The sequence below is a fragment of the Pseudomonas sp. UBT genome, assembly GCF_050915955.1.
Taxonomy (GTDB): Bacteria; Pseudomonadota; Gammaproteobacteria; order Pseudomonadales; family Pseudomonadaceae; genus Aquipseudomonas; species Aquipseudomonas antarctica_A.
Map to the genome: position 1 here is coordinate 2,069,699 of NZ_CP168079.1, position 13,099 is coordinate 2,082,797.

A 13,099-nucleotide genomic window follows, 5' to 3' on the forward strand; every position below is an offset into this window, starting at 1 on the left:
GCATCTGTATTGATTTAATAAGAGTGGGTTGAATCTGTAATGGTTTTGCTCGCGCGCTCAAGCTAGTCACTCATGGCAACAGGCAAATGAGGGGCAGCAAAATGAGCGGCATGAGCGATGTGCGGTTGGCATTACACGGTCAGGAGTTGGAGGCGGGGCAGGAGCGGGCGATGTCGACGCCCACCTGCGGCCGCTGGAGTCTTTTCTGGCACCGCCGCCACACGCGCAAGGCCTTGCTGAGCCTGACGCACGAGCAACTGCTCGACATAGGGCTCAGCGCCGAGCAGGCGCGCCATGAAGGTTTGAAGCCGTTCTGGCGTGACTGATTACACCCATTCTTTGAATCGGTGCCAAAGCATCCCCAGTGCCAGCAGCGGCGAGCGCAGATGCTTGCCGCCGGGGAAGGTGATGTGCGGCACCTGGGCGAACAAATCGAAACGTCCCTGCTGCTGGCCACTGATGGCTTCAGCCAGCAGCTTGCCGGCCAGGTGCGTGGCGTTGAGGCCGTGCCCCGCGTAGGCCTGGGCGTAATACACGTTGGGTTGATCGGCCAATCGGCCGATCTGCGGCAGACGGTTGGCGCCGATGCCGATCATGCCGCCCCACTGGTAGTCGATCTTTACGTCAGCCAGTTGTGGGAACACCTTGAGCATCTTTGGGCGCATATAGGCGCCGATATCCTGAGGATCGCGTCCGGAATAGTGGCAGGCGCCGCCGAACAACAGGCGGTTGTCGGCACTGAGCCGGAAGTAATCCACCGTCACCCGTTGATCACAGACGGCCATGTTCTGCGGCAGCAGGCTGGCGGCCTGGGCTGCGCTCAACGGTTCGGTGGCAATGATGTAGCTGCCGGCGGGCAGCACTTTGCCGCTTAACTGTGGATTCAGGCCATTGAGGTAGGCATTGCAGGCCAGCACCAGGGTCTTGGCGCGGACGTTGCCAAGGGCTGTGTGCACGTTGACCTGGGGGCCGTAGTCGATGCGTGTCACTTCGGACTGCTCAAACAGCTTCACGCCCAGCTGCTGCGCGGCGGCCGCTTCGCCGAGCGCCAGGTTCAGCGGGTGCAAATGGCCGGAGCCCATGTCGATCATCCCGCCGACATAGCGGTCGGAACCGATCACGCTGCTCATTTCGTTGGCTTGCAGCAGGCGCACCTCATGGCGATAGCCCAGGCTGCGCAGTTCTTCAGCGTCTTCGGCGAAGCCTTGAAGATGGTCAGGTTGGTTGGCCAGGTCGCAGTAACCCCAGGTCAGGTCGCAGGGGATTTGATAGCGCTCGACGCGCTCGCGCACGATCTCCACGGCTTCCAGGCCCATCAGCTTCATCTGGCGCACGCCGTCGGTGCCAATCACGTTGGCGAACTGCTCCAGGCCATGGCCGACGCCGCGAATCAACTGGCCGCCATTGCGGCCGCTGGCGCCCCAGCCGATCTTGCGCGCCTCCAGTAACACCACGCTATACCCGCGCTCGGCCAGCTCCAGCGCCGTGTTAAGCCCTGAATAGCCCCCGCCGATCACGCAGACATCGGCGCACACTTCGCCCGCCAGCGCCGGGTAATCGGGTTGCGGCACGCTGCTGGCTGCGTAGTAGGAAGTGGTGTGCCGGGCGCTGGCAGTCATGGGGAGCATCCCTGTTTGGAAAATTTGACGCAGGATACAGCGGTCGGACGAAGCTGTCTCATCAGGGCTTTTTGCGGCAGAATCCACGCCTATTCGCCGTTCGGTACGTGTTTCGATGAGTTGCAACAGTCAGAAAATCAGCGCGCTGCGCCGACAGATTCCTTCGTTCGAGTGTGTCCCCGGTTGCCACGACTGCTGTGGGCCGGTGACGACCTCCCCCGAGGAAATGTCGCGCCTGCCACGTAAGACTGCTGCCGAGCAGGACGCGGCCATGGACGAGCTGAACTGTGTGCACCTTGGGCCGAATGGCTGCACGGTGTATGACGAGCGTCCGCTGATCTGCCGCCTGTTCGGTACCACAAAGACCTTGCCGTGCCCCAACGGGCGCGGGCCGGTGGAACTGATTCATCCACGGGTCGAAAAGCAGATCCACGACTACATGGCCAGCACCCGGCAAGTGCTGGTCTAGCGGATGTACTCGGTCAAAAATGACTGAGTCGGGTCCGTTAATCCGGGATCGGCAAGTTAAGGCTCTCTTTCACTTCTTCCATCACGATATAGCTCTTGGATTCGCGCACGTGGGGCAGTTTGAGCAGGATATCGCCAAGCAGTTTGCGGTACGACGCCATCTCGGAAATCCGTGCCTTCACCAGGTAGTCAAAGTCGCCTGAGACCAGGTGGCACTCCAGCACATGGGGCAGTTTCAGAACGGCGCGGCGGAACTCTTCAAAGGTGTCGCCGGACTTGTAATCGAGGCTGATCTCGACAAATACCAGCAAACTTCCCTTCAAATGCTGCGGGTTCAGCCGCGCGTTGTACCCCATGATGATTCCTTCACGCTCCAGGCGGCGAACCCGCTCAGTGCACGGCGTGGTCGACAGCCCGACCTTTTCCCCCAGCTCGGTGAACGAAATGCGCCCGTCGGTTTGCAGGATGCGCAGGATATTGCGGTCGATCTTGTCCAGCTCCCGTTTGGTCTGGGTGTTGGTACGCATAGGGGATACGCCTCTGTGAAAAGGGTTTTTGCCGAGAATTGTCGCCAAATATAGGCATTTATATAGTGAAATGCACTGGTGATTGCTTTTTATACTGCGCCCATCATTGCTCGAATAACACACGTCAGCGGCTAAGCCCGTGATGAGGATATAAAAATGCGCGTTCTGGTCTTGGGTAGCGGCGTCATTGGTGTGACCAGTGCGTACTATTTGGCGCGGGCCGGCTTCGAAGTCGTTGTGGTCGACCGTCAGCCCGCCGCTGCCATGGAAACCAGTTTCGCCAACGCCGGCCAGGTATCCCCGGGTTATGCCTCGCCATGGGCCGCACCGGGCGTGCCGCTCAAGGCGATCAAATGGCTGCTGCAACGCCACGCACCGTTGGCGATCAAAGCCACTGCCGATATCGATCAATACCTGTGGATGGCGCAGATGCTGCGCAACTGCACCACCAGCCGCTATGCCGTGAACAAGGAGCGCATGGTTCGCCTGTCCGAGTACAGCCGCGACTGCCTCGACGAGCTGCGCGCCGAGACCGGCATCGCCTATGAAGGCCGCAGCCTCGGTACGACCCAGCTGTTCCGCACCCAGCCCCAACTCGATGGTGCGGCCAAGGACATCGCCGTATTGAAAGAGTCCGGTGTGCCGTTCGAACTGCTTGACCGCGCCGGTATCGCCCGCGTTGAGCCGGCCCTGGCCAGCGTTACCGACATCCTCGCCGGTGCCCTGCGCCTGCCGAACGACCAGACTGGCGACTGCCAGATGTTCACCACGCGCCTGGTGGACATGTGCAAGCAGTTGGGCGTGGAGTTTCGCTTTGAACAGGACATCCAGCGCCTGGACTACGCGGGTGACCGCGTCAACGGCGTGTGGATCGACGGCAAGCTTGAAACCGCCGACCGCTACGTACTGGCCCTCGGCAGTTATTCGCCGAAGTTACTCAAGCCGCTGGGGATCAAGGCACCGGTGTACCCGCTCAAGGGTTACTCGCTGACCGTGCCGATCACCAACCCGGCGATGGCGCCGACGTCGACCATTCTCGACGAGACCTACAAGGTCGCGATCACCCGTTTCGACAACCGCATCCGCGTCGGCGGCATGGCTGAGATAGCCGGTTTTGACCTGTCGCTGAACCCACGTCGACGCGAAACCCTGGAGATGATCGTCAACGACCTTTATCCTCAGGGCGGTGATTTGACCGAAGCCACTTTCTGGACCGGCCTGCGCCCGACCACACCCGATGGCACGCCGATTGTCGGTGCAACCCCGTTCAAGAACCTGTTCCTGAATACCGGCCACGGCACCCTCGGCTGGACCATGGCCTGTGGCTCTGGTCGTTTGCTGGCCGATCTGATGGCAAAGAAAACGCCGCAGATCAGCGCCGAAGGCCTCGATATTTCCCGTTACGGCAACCATCAGGAGTCCGCAAAACATGTCCATCCAGCGCCAGCTCACCAATGAGCGCATGAGCCACATCGTTGTTCACAGCGGTACCGTGTATCTGGCAGGGCAAGTCGGCGACGACATGAGTGCCGGGATTGAACAGCAGACCCGTGAAACCCTGGCCAATATCGAGCGGTTGCTGGACTTGGCCGGCACCGACAAAACCAAGCTGCTGTCGGTGACGATTTACCTGAAAGACATCGACGCCGACTTCGCCGGCATGAACGCGGTGTGGGACAAATGGCTGCCCAAAGGCGTCGCCCCAGCCCGTGCCACGGTTGAAGCCAAGCTGTGTGAACCGGAAATTTTGGTAGAGCTGTCTGTCGTCGCTGCGCTGCCTTAAACCAACATCCCTCTCCCGGCACCGACGCTGTTGGTCGGTGCCGGTTTTTTCTTCACTCTGCCGCCTAGAAGCCTGCCGCCATGCGTCCTGCCCGTGCCCTGATTGACCTCCAAGCCCTGCGCCATAACTATCAACTGGCCCGTGAAGTCACGGGGGCCAAAGCCCTCGCCGTGGTCAAGGCCGATGCCTATGGCCATGGTGCCGTGCGCGTGGCCCAGGCGCTGGAGGCCGAGGCCGACGGTTTCGCTGTGGCGTGTATCGAGGAAGGGCTGGAGCTGCGTGCCGCTGGCATTCGTGCGCCGGTATTGCTGCTGGAAGGTTTTTTCGAGGCTGACGAGCTGCCGTTGATCATTGAGCACGATTTTTGGTGCGTGGTGCATTCGCTGTGGCAGTTGGAAGCGATCGAGCAAGCCCGGTTGAGCAAGCCGCTGACCATCTGGCTCAAGCTGGATTCGGGCATGCACCGTGTTGGCCTGCATCCCAAGGATTATCACGAGGCCTACCAACGCCTGCTGGCCAGCGGCAAAGTGGCGAAAATCGTACTGATGAGCCATTTCGCCCGTGCCGATGAACTCGATTGTGTACGCAGCGATGAACAGGTGGAGGTGTTTGAAGCGGCACGCCAAGGCCTGTCGGCCGAAGTCAGCCTGCGCAATTCGCCGTCGGTGATGGGGTGGGCGAACGTGGCCAGCGACTGGGTACGCCCAGGCATCATGCTCTACGGCGCCACGCCGTTTGGTGAAGAGCAGGCCATCGCCGCGCGCTTGCAGCCGGTAATGACCCTGGAATCGAAAGTCATCTGCGTGCGCGAACTGCCGGCTGGCGAACCGGTGGGCTACGGCGCCAAGTTCATCACGTCGAAGCCGATGCGCATTGGCGTGGTTGCCATGGGTTATGCCGACGGCTACCCGCGTCACGCGCCGACCGGCACGCCGGTGCTGGTGGCGGGGCAACGCAGCCAATTGCTGGGCCGCGTGTCCATGGACATGCTGTGTGTCGACCTTACCGACGTGCCTCAGGCCGGCCTCGGCTCCACCGTAGAGCTGTGGGGTAAGAATATCCTCGCCAGCGACGTTGCGGGCGCCGCCGAGACCATCCCCTACCAGATCTTCTGCAACCTGCGCCGCGTGCCAAGGCTCTATTCCGGGGCTTGAACGCCGCCTACGAGTAGAGCTGGCCGGGATTTAGGCCCAAGTGTTGTAAATACTGAACGCTGTCGCCATGATAACGCTCAATTACAACAAAGCCTGAATCCTAGGAGGCTCCTGCATTGGACGTCGGCGAACGACTGCAATCCATCCGTAAACTGAAGGGTCTTTCCCAGCGCGAGCTCGCCAAGCGCGCGGGTGTCACCAACAGCACCATTTCGATGATCGAAAAAAACAGTGTCAGCCCTTCGATCAGCTCCTTGCGCAAGGTGCTGGGCGGCATCCCCATGTCCATGGTCGAGTTCTTTTCCGAGGAGATCCTCCAGGAAATACCGACCCAGATCGTCTATAAAGCCAATGAGCTGATCGACATCTCTGACGGCGCCGTCACCATGAAACTCGTCGGCCGTGCGCACCCGAGCCGAGCGATTGCGTTTCTCAACGAAATCTACCCCCCGGGTGCCGATACAGGCGAAGAAATGCTCACCCACGAAGGTGAGGAAACCGGGATTCTGGTGGAAGGCCGCCTGGAATTGGTGGTCGGTCTTGAAACTTTTGTGCTCGAAGCTGGCGATAGCTACTACTTTGAAAGCACCAAGCCTCATCGTTTTCGCAACCCGTTCGATGTGCCGGCGCGACTAATCAGCGCAGCCACACCCGCGAACTTCTGACAGAAGAGGCGTCCTGCCAGCGTTGCAGAGACACCCGTAGCTGTATCCGCGAAGCTGAATCTCCCTTTATTTAATAGGGTTGTTTCAGCCAGGCGGGCTAACCGTTATACTTTCGCCGCCTGCGAAACCGTGGCCGCAGGCGTGAATAGCCACCATTGAGGGTGAACGCGTGAACCTAATTATGAAAATGCTGGCTGCACCAGCAACCGTACTGGCCCTATGGGCTGTCAGCGCTCAAGCTGCGACCAATGATGAAATTGCCAAGCGCCTGGAGCCTGTCGGCCAAGTCTGTGTTCAGGGCCAGGAATGCAAAGGGATGGAAGTGGCGGTGGCAGTGGGCGGCGGTGGCGGTGCGAAAACGCCGGACGACGTGATCGCCAAGCATTGCAATGCGTGCCATGGCACCGGGTTGCTGGGCGCGCCGAAAATCGGTGACACCGCAGCCTGGAAAGACCGCGCCGACCACCAGGGCGGCCTCGACGGCCTGCTGGCCAAGGCGATCACCGGTTTGAACGCCATGCCGCCAAAAGGCACATGCGCCGATTGCTCGGATGACGAGCTTAAAGGTGCAATCGAGAAGATGTCTGGATTGAAGTAAAAAGTTAAGCATTTACAAAAGGTTAGCCCGCAAAGTGGGCTAACCTTTGGATAACAAGAGCGCTGTCGCATATTTTAAAGTACCAGGGTCGCCAGTAGCCCTACGGCTCCAAGAATGAATCCGATGAGTGCCCCGCGCCCCGGTAGTTCCTTTAGCATCGTATAAATGACGATGGGTTCTAATATAAGCAGCAGTGTGAGTGACGCCACTGTCACGATCCATATATTCCCTGTGCCTTGGTAACCTAACCAATAAGCGAATATCAGGCTTATGCCGGCAATGCATATGAGTAAAATAGGTTTTATAAAAAGTTCAGGGTTTTCTATAACTCGTCCAGAAAGTTTTGAGGCATACACTTCACTATAGATAGTTAGGATTTCGCCAAACACCATGAGCACCATGGAGGCTATTAAATAGTGACTGTTTTTCATTTTTTATCTCTAGTTAGGATGTCTAGTATTTCACTCGCGGCAGCGTCCGCATAATCACTATTGCCTAGAAGAAAGTGTGGCCCGTCATGATCGAGCAAGAAGGTATTTCTGTAAGGGGTACTTTCAAGTTGAATAATACGGTTTAAGGTTTTTTCAATCAGCTCTAGACAAGATGAGTGGTTGTTTCTTAATAATTTTATAGCGTTTGCGAAATGGGTTGCTTCGTCGGCGATTAAGTTACCAATCCATGTGTCGAAGCCCGAGTGCCCAAACTGATTATAGAACGTATCTTTCTTGTATGTTTTAACTGAAATGTATTCATCGTACGCAAACACAGTAAGTAAGCTTAATTCGTTTGATAAAATTTCTTCAAAGGGTTTAAAGTCGCTGTTTCTTGATTTTAAATTGTCCAAGAGAGTTTCTTCGTCTGTATTAAATATCAAACGATTCAGTTCTATAAAGCCGTCGGCATGATTTTTTTCATCTAAAAACCATAAGTCTAAATATTGCACGAAGTAGGGGGAAAACTCAGAGCGTCTCGGATAAAGGTAGTGGTACAGGTTTATCGCGTCGTACTCAGAGACTAAGTCGGCCAAAAAGAAATCCTCGTATTTTGGGTCAATACCGGGATTGACCCAATCGCTATTGGCGATTTCTTTGAATAGCGCTCTAGAGCTCCAATGACGCTTATTGAGGAAGGGAGGTTTCATTTTTTTGCTCCGTTTGATGTGTGAGTGTCATGGCTCAATTTTTTGATGATGGTTGGGATTATTGATTCTTGTATTTCTTTTTTAGTGATTGGATAATCAAGCGTGTTGTGGTCTAACACGAAGGTTCCTGTATATTCTGTTTTTTCAAAATCTAATGTGAAAAGCTCTTTAAGTATGGACGGGGCTTCTTGAAGCCTATTCGGGAATAGCTGTTTAGCTTGTTCTATGAAAAAGAAAAAATGCTTAGCTTCATCTCTTTTGATTTTTCTGATCCAGACTGACAATTGCGAGGAACTAAAGGTGTCGTAATTTTTTATGCTGCGCTGATAGACGTGTGTCGTGATTATCTCGTCATACGCAAGCAAGATGAGAAGTTTAAGTGGGTCCTGCATAAAGGGGGTTAGGCTGTTGAAGTCGGATTGTCTTGTTTCAACTTCCATTGCTACAACGTCAAGCGGAATTCCTGTATAGGATGAATAAATCAGAGAGAAGCCATACGCGTGATCGATTTCATCTCTAAGCCAAGGCTTTAAGATATTTGCCGATTCAGAGATGCAAGCTGGATTCTGATCAGCGATATGCCAATAAAGCCTCCTTGCATCGTATTCGGTAATTATTGAGTCGAAGAAAATTTCTTTCCAGGTAGCCTTCTCTGCCTTGCTAAGCGTTACCGGAGGAAAGCAAAAATCCTTGAGAATTGAAGACGCATTGCTTGATTTTTTCGGCGTATTAGAGGTGCTCTGCATGTTATTCATGATAGCGGCCTTTTGGTAAAGTTATTTTTCAGGTAGACGGCTTCATACTAAAAAGTTACTGAAAGACAGCGTGTGGTCGACATCCGATGGTTTCCAGTCAGTCTGTTGACTGACGATGGGTTCCCAATAGTTAACAGTGATATCGTATACGTAACGCCAATCCAAGTTTTCGGATTCTATGACGCCAGCGTTTGGAAAGTATTCTGCCCATTTCATGCCGCCAATTATGCTGGAGGCAACTTGTAAGCTTGTCGCACTGTTGTAGTTGGCCATTTTCCTGGCTTTACCAATTGATAGATTTGACCCTAACCAGAAGGCGCGGAACTTTTTGCTGATTAGGAAAACGCCAAGCTCATCTATTCCCGAAATAATTTCGTCTTTCAAAATCGTTTTTTTGATTTTTTCTGATTGCTCACTCTGACCCAAAAGTTGCATTGAATCGAGTGTCTGATCACAAGGTTCATACGCATAGTAAACAGTTGGGCGGTAGGTAGGATTCTCGGGGTCGCCTAAAGTCAAATATTCAGCAATTGACAGTGCTTCGTTGTGGGTTAGTAAATAGGCAGAAAATTCCAAATAGTTAGGTGACCAGCTTTTAACTCTAACGTTACACCCTTGCTCTAGCATTTCTAGTGCATATCCATTTTTTCTTGCGCCGTAAGGAATTTCTGTTTCGTGTGTGCCCCAGCCCAATTCTGCTGCTTGCAGGCATTCGGTAATAAGACCGTCCACAGACCATGTGGAGACGAAGTTTAGGGGGGCGCGGGCTGATGCACTGACTTGCGAGTCATGCTCGGAGATTTGTATAACTTGTATTTCAAGGATGTTGGCAAGCGCTGCCCATTCAATCTGGTTTTTCGGTTCTGCTACTATGTTGTTTGCTGCGGCCATTTCTACTAAAGCTTTCTTTAATAAAATTGAGATGAAGCCAGGATTTGCGCCATGGGCGACAACAGCGGTTGGGCCAGTCGTTTTCTGTTGATACGTTTTCATTACCTCGCGAAGCTGATAGTTTGTGGTTAGCGTCTGGTATTTTTCGTCTTTGTAGGCCCACGGCTCTATACAGGTGTCTAGATAAAGTGAGTCATACTTTTGAGCCAGCTCTAAAAGCTCCAGGCTTGAGACAGATACTGCGAGGTTCACTAAAAAAGTATTTCCGTTTAAGTACGGTGAGAGTATAGGTTTGAAGTTTTCAGCGGTTATGACTTTTTCTTTCAGGGTGGCTGAAAATTCGGTGGTGATTTCGATAAGGCTCTCGTTTAGGTGTTTCTCAAAAATTGTCACGTTCACTCCATTGTAATGCCTTGATAATAGTGGGAGCAGGCCTTGTGCGACGCTTCCGAAACCGATAATTATTATATGGTTAATGTTTTTCATTGCGCTTCCTTGGGTATTTGTATTCGTTAGGTGTATAGCCTTTTGAAGATGGCTTCATACTGAAATCGATATTAGTGCGTGGATATAATTTGTGTTTTGATCTTGTCCTAAATGAACGTAGGGCTTTTATTCAATGAGTCGTAAGGCTTTTCTTTGGTCGTGATCTCGGGTTAAACCTTTATGATATGTTTCTGTTTTAATTAGGCTTTTATTTGGCAGTTTCTTCATGCGCACAGGGATGGGCTTATCAAATTGATTGCTGTTCATTGCAGCAAAGACCCGGCAAGCTCGGTCCAACCCCTAATCATGGAATGTCAGGAGGGTCGGATGGTGCAGTTGTGTTCAATCGAGCAAGCAGTTGACGACGTACTGGCGCGTTTGCCGGCGCATATCCACATGGGCATGCCCTTGGGCCTGGGCAAGCCGAATCTGTTCGTCAATGCGCTGTACCGGCGCGTCGCCAAGTTGCCGGAGCGGGCGCTGACCATCTACACCGCGCTGGCCTTGGGTCGACCAACGATGGGCGATGGCTTGCAAAAACGCTTTCTCGAGCCTTTTATCGAGCGGGTGTTCGGCGATTACCCCGAGCTGGATTTCCTCGCCGACCTGCACAAGGACAGCTTGCCGGCCAATATCCGCGTGCAGCAGTTCTTCATGCAGCCCGGCAGCCTGCTCCACAGTGCATCGGCGCAGCAGGATTATGTCAGCAGCAATTACAGCCACGCGGCACGAGATATCAACGCTGCCGGCCTGAATCTGGTGGCGCAGCTGGTGGCCAGCAGCACCGAGCATCCGGATCGCCTGAGTTTGAGCTGCAACCCCGATATCACGCTCGACCTGTTGCCCATGATCGAGAAGCGCCGCGAGGCAGGGGAAACCATTCTGATCGTTGGCCAAGTGCACAGCGACTTACCCTACATGCCCGGCGACGCCGAATGGGGCATGGGCGAATTCGACTACCTGATCGACGAAAAGGACAGCACTACGCTGTTCTCCACTCCGAATATGCCTGTGGGCTTCCAGGACCATTTTATCGGCCTGCACGCCAGCACTCTGGTGCGCGATGGCGGCACCTTGCAGATCGGTATCGGCTCCATGGGTGATGCGCTGACCGCCGCCTTGCTGGCGCGCCAAGCCGATAACGAAGCCTATCGGCTGCTGCTGACCGACCTCGATGTGTACCAGTGGGCGCCCTTGATCAGCCACGAAGGCGGCGTTGCGCCCTTTGCCCGTGGCCTTTATGGCTGCAGCGAAATGTTCGTCAACGGCCTGCTGGTACTGGCCGATGCCGGCATTATCCGGCGCAAGGTCTACCCGGATGTGGCGACGCAGCAGCAAGCCAACGCCGGCACCCTGGATGACGCAGCCCAACCTGACGGCATTTCGATCCATGGCGGCTTCTTCCTCGGGCCGCGCAGTTTTTACCAGCGCTTGCAGGAAATGACTCACGCCAAGCGCCTCGAATTCAACATGACCCGTATCAGTTACATCAACGAGCTCTACGGCCAGGAAGAACTCAAGCGCCTGCAGCGCCTGGATGCGCGGTTTATCAACAGCGCAATCATGGTGACGTTGCTTGGGGCAGGTGTAGCGGACCAGTTGGAGGACGGCCGTGTACTCAGCGGCGTCGGCGGGCAGTACAACTTTGTTGCCCAGGGCCATGCGTTGGAAGGTGCACGTTCGATATTGATCCTGCGCAGCTGGCGCGAGTCGGCGGGGGAGGTCAGTTCCAACATTGTTTGGGAGTACGGCCACTGCACCATTCCTCGACACCTGCGCGATATCGTCATCACCGAGTACGGGATTGCCGATTTGCGTGGGCAGACAGATGCCAAAGTGATCGAGGCGCTGCTGAATATCACCGACTCGCGCTTTCAGGATGACTTGATCGAACAGGCGCAGAAGGCCGGCAAGTTACCCAAGGACTTCCAGCTGGACCCGCGCTTTGCCGACAATACACCGGAGCGCCTCAAGGGCATTCAGGCACGGCATCGCCGGTTGTTTCCGGAGTACCCGCTGGGCACTGACTTCACGGATGAGGAAAAGGATCTGTTGCGGGCGTTGAACTGGCTCAAGAGCAAATTCAAGCTGACGGAGATTCTGGAGTTGGGCAAAGCGGCGCTGGATGCACCGGAGCCGGAGGCATTTCCCAAGCATCTGGAGCGGATGCAGTTGGATAAGCCGGTAGGGCTGAAAGAGGACCTCTATCAGCGTTTATTGCTCGCCGGCCTACAGGCCACCGCGCACTGACAGCCCAACGCAAAACCCAATGTGGGAGCGGGCTTGCTCGCGAAAGCGGTGTATCAGTCGACTTATACATTGACTGTCACACCGCATTCGCGAGCAAGCCCGCTCCCACATGTTTAACCGCGTTCAGGCAGCGATTATTCGATAAAGGTCACAACGCCACCCGCCAGCGACTTCACACGCGCCAGCGACTCAACTCGATAACCCTGCGCATCCAGTTCCGCACGGCCACCCTGGAACGACTTCTCGATCACAATCCCCAAGCCCGCAACGGTTGCGCCCGCTTGCTTGATGATCGAAATCAGCGCCTGGGATGCCTTGCCATTGGCCAGGAAATCATCGATGACCAGCACGCGGTCGCTGCTGGTCAGGTGGCGCGGGGAGATCGCGACAGTGCTTTCCACCTTCTTGGTGAAGGAGTACACGGTCGCCGACAGCAGGTTTTCCGTCAGGGTCAGGGATTGCTGCTTGCGGGCGAAAATCACCGGCACACCGAGGTTCAGGCCAGTCATGATCGCCGGTGCGATGCCCGAGGCTTCGATGGTGACAATCTTGGTGATGCCCGAATCCTTGAAGCGCGCGGCGAATTCGTCGCCGATGAGCTTCATCAGCGCCGGGTCGATCTGGTGGTTCAGAAAGGCGTCGACCTTGAGTACCTGATCGGAAAGCACGATGCCTTCTTCGCGAATTTTCTTGTGCAGTGCTTCCACGGAAAGCTTCCTCTAATGGCGCGGTGTGCGCCGAAAGTAGATTAAAAAGTAGTCG

Annotated in this window: 15 protein-coding genes; 8 read left to right on the plus strand and 7 right to left on the minus strand. The window is 55.0% G+C overall.

Features of this window, described 5'->3' with window-relative positions; genetic code table 11:
* The first annotated feature begins 101 nt into the window (after positions 1-101).
* Positions 102-326, plus strand: a complete 225-nt coding sequence (locus ACDZ94_RS09395) for a DUF1127 domain-containing protein (protein WP_064454713.1) — start codon at positions 102-104, stop codon at positions 324-326.
* On the opposite strand, the gene ACDZ94_RS09400 is transcribed toward ACDZ94_RS09395, so the two are convergent.
* Entirely contained in the window at positions 327-1,619 is a 1,293-nt protein-coding gene (locus ACDZ94_RS09400) for an NAD(P)/FAD-dependent oxidoreductase (RefSeq protein ID WP_064454712.1), read from the minus strand.
* Positions 1,620-1,734: 115 nt separating this feature from the next.
* Between ACDZ94_RS09400 and ACDZ94_RS09405 the strand changes: the two genes are divergently transcribed.
* Entirely contained in the window at positions 1,735-2,088 is a 354-nt protein-coding gene (locus ACDZ94_RS09405; RefSeq protein ID WP_053258651.1) for a YkgJ family cysteine cluster protein, read from the plus strand.
* Positions 2,089-2,125: 37 nt separating this feature from the next.
* Here the strand turns inward: ACDZ94_RS09405 and ACDZ94_RS09410 are convergent, their stop codons facing one another.
* A complete protein-coding gene (locus ACDZ94_RS09410) occupies positions 2,126-2,614 on the minus strand; it encodes an Lrp/AsnC ligand binding domain-containing protein (protein ID WP_003176896.1) in 489 nt (162 codons plus the stop codon).
* Between the two features lie 156 nt (positions 2,615-2,770).
* Between ACDZ94_RS09410 and dadA the strand changes: the two genes are divergently transcribed.
* From dadA to ACDZ94_RS09435, 5 genes are all read left to right on the plus strand, one after another.
* Positions 2,771-4,072, plus strand: a complete 1,302-nt coding sequence (gene dadA, locus ACDZ94_RS09415; protein WP_432751373.1) for a D-amino acid dehydrogenase — start codon at positions 2,771-2,773, stop codon at positions 4,070-4,072.
* Entirely contained in the window at positions 4,044-4,397 is a 354-nt protein-coding gene (locus ACDZ94_RS09420; protein WP_064454710.1) for a RidA family protein, read from the plus strand. Before dadA ends, ACDZ94_RS09420 begins: the two co-directional genes overlap by 29 nt.
* Positions 4,398-4,477: 80 nt before the next feature.
* The gene (gene alr / locus ACDZ94_RS09425) at positions 4,478-5,551 is read left to right on the plus strand and encodes an alanine racemase (RefSeq protein ID WP_432751374.1); all 1,074 of its coding nucleotides are present in this window, start codon (positions 4,478-4,480) and stop codon (positions 5,549-5,551) included.
* A 116-nt stretch (positions 5,552-5,667) separates the two neighbouring features.
* Positions 5,668-6,216 carry a cupin domain-containing protein gene (locus ACDZ94_RS09430; RefSeq protein ID WP_003176893.1) on the plus strand — a complete coding sequence of 183 codons (549 nt, stop codon included), beginning with the start codon at positions 5,668-5,670 and terminating at the stop codon, positions 6,214-6,216.
* Between the two features lie 181 nt (positions 6,217-6,397).
* Positions 6,398-6,814: a c-type cytochrome gene (locus ACDZ94_RS09435; RefSeq protein ID WP_064454708.1), complete on the plus strand. Its 417-nt coding sequence runs from the start codon at positions 6,398-6,400 to the stop codon at positions 6,812-6,814.
* Between the two features lie 74 nt (positions 6,815-6,888).
* On the opposite strand, the gene ACDZ94_RS09440 is transcribed toward ACDZ94_RS09435, so the two are convergent.
* Genes ACDZ94_RS09440 through ACDZ94_RS09455 form a run of 4 tightly spaced genes read right to left on the minus strand, consistent with a single transcriptional unit; the run spans position 6,889 to position 10,087 of the window.
* Positions 6,889-7,245 carry a hypothetical protein gene (locus tag ACDZ94_RS09440; protein WP_432751375.1) on the minus strand — a complete coding sequence of 119 codons (357 nt, stop codon included), beginning with the start codon at positions 7,243-7,245 and terminating at the stop codon, positions 6,889-6,891.
* Positions 7,242-7,955, minus strand: coding sequence for a hypothetical protein (locus ACDZ94_RS09445; protein ID WP_237140871.1), 714 nt, complete (start codon positions 7,953-7,955; stop codon positions 7,242-7,244). The genes ACDZ94_RS09440 and ACDZ94_RS09445 overlap by 4 nt, the downstream gene beginning before the upstream one ends.
* The gene (locus tag ACDZ94_RS09450) at positions 7,952-8,710 is read right to left on the minus strand and encodes a ferritin-like domain-containing protein (protein WP_432751376.1); all 759 of its coding nucleotides are present in this window, start codon (positions 8,708-8,710) and stop codon (positions 7,952-7,954) included. The genes ACDZ94_RS09445 and ACDZ94_RS09450 overlap by 4 nt, the downstream gene beginning before the upstream one ends.
* A 42-nt stretch (positions 8,711-8,752) precedes the next feature.
* A complete protein-coding gene (locus ACDZ94_RS09455) occupies positions 8,753-10,087 on the minus strand; it encodes a saccharopine dehydrogenase C-terminal domain-containing protein (protein WP_128589647.1) in 1,335 nt (444 codons plus the stop codon).
* A gap of 327 nt (positions 10,088-10,414) precedes the next feature.
* Here ACDZ94_RS09455 and ACDZ94_RS09460 point away from each other — a divergent pair, with 327 nt between their 5' ends.
* The gene (locus ACDZ94_RS09460; RefSeq protein ID WP_262666552.1) at positions 10,415-12,337 is read left to right on the plus strand and encodes an acetyl-CoA hydrolase/transferase C-terminal domain-containing protein; all 1,923 of its coding nucleotides are present in this window, start codon (positions 10,415-10,417) and stop codon (positions 12,335-12,337) included.
* Between the two features lie 134 nt (positions 12,338-12,471).
* On the opposite strand, the gene ACDZ94_RS09465 is transcribed toward ACDZ94_RS09460, so the two are convergent.
* Positions 12,472-13,044, minus strand: a complete 573-nt coding sequence (locus ACDZ94_RS09465) for a xanthine phosphoribosyltransferase (protein WP_053258645.1) — start codon at positions 13,042-13,044, stop codon at positions 12,472-12,474.
* Positions 13,045-13,099: the final 55 nt, after the last annotated feature.

What these genes read in the sequence shown, in the direction of transcription:
- ACDZ94_RS09395 (WP_064454713.1), top strand. Translation starts at nt 102, where the DNA reads ATGAGCGGCATGAGCGATGTGCGGTTGGCATTACACGGTCAGGAGTTG.
- ACDZ94_RS09400 (WP_064454712.1), bottom strand. Translation starts at nt 1,619, where the DNA reads ATGACTGCCAGCGCCCGGCACACCACTTCCTACTACGCAGCCAGCAGC.
- ACDZ94_RS09405 (WP_053258651.1), top strand. Translation starts at nt 1,735, where the DNA reads ATGAGTTGCAACAGTCAGAAAATCAGCGCGCTGCGCCGACAGATTCCT.
- ACDZ94_RS09410 (WP_003176896.1), bottom strand. Translation starts at nt 2,614, where the DNA reads ATGCGTACCAACACCCAGACCAAACGGGAGCTGGACAAGATCGACCGC.
- dadA (WP_432751373.1), top strand. Translation starts at nt 2,771, where the DNA reads ATGCGCGTTCTGGTCTTGGGTAGCGGCGTCATTGGTGTGACCAGTGCG.
- ACDZ94_RS09420 (WP_064454710.1), top strand. Translation starts at nt 4,044, where the DNA reads ATGTCCATCCAGCGCCAGCTCACCAATGAGCGCATGAGCCACATCGTT.
- alr (WP_432751374.1), top strand. Translation starts at nt 4,478, where the DNA reads ATGCGTCCTGCCCGTGCCCTGATTGACCTCCAAGCCCTGCGCCATAAC.
- ACDZ94_RS09435 (WP_064454708.1), top strand. Translation starts at nt 6,398, where the DNA reads ATGAAAATGCTGGCTGCACCAGCAACCGTACTGGCCCTATGGGCTGTC.
- ACDZ94_RS09440 (WP_432751375.1), bottom strand. Translation starts at nt 7,245, where the DNA reads ATGAAAAACAGTCACTATTTAATAGCCTCCATGGTGCTCATGGTGTTT.
- ACDZ94_RS09445 (WP_237140871.1), bottom strand. Translation starts at nt 7,955, where the DNA reads ATGAAACCTCCCTTCCTCAATAAGCGTCATTGGAGCTCTAGAGCGCTA.
- ACDZ94_RS09450 (WP_432751376.1), bottom strand. Translation starts at nt 8,710, where the DNA reads ATGAATAACATGCAGAGCACCTCTAATACGCCGAAAAAATCAAGCAAT.
- ACDZ94_RS09455 (WP_128589647.1), bottom strand. Translation starts at nt 10,087, where the DNA reads ATGAAAAACATTAACCATATAATAATTATCGGTTTCGGAAGCGTCGCA.
- ACDZ94_RS09460 (WP_262666552.1), top strand. Translation starts at nt 10,415, where the DNA reads ATGGTGCAGTTGTGTTCAATCGAGCAAGCAGTTGACGACGTACTGGCG.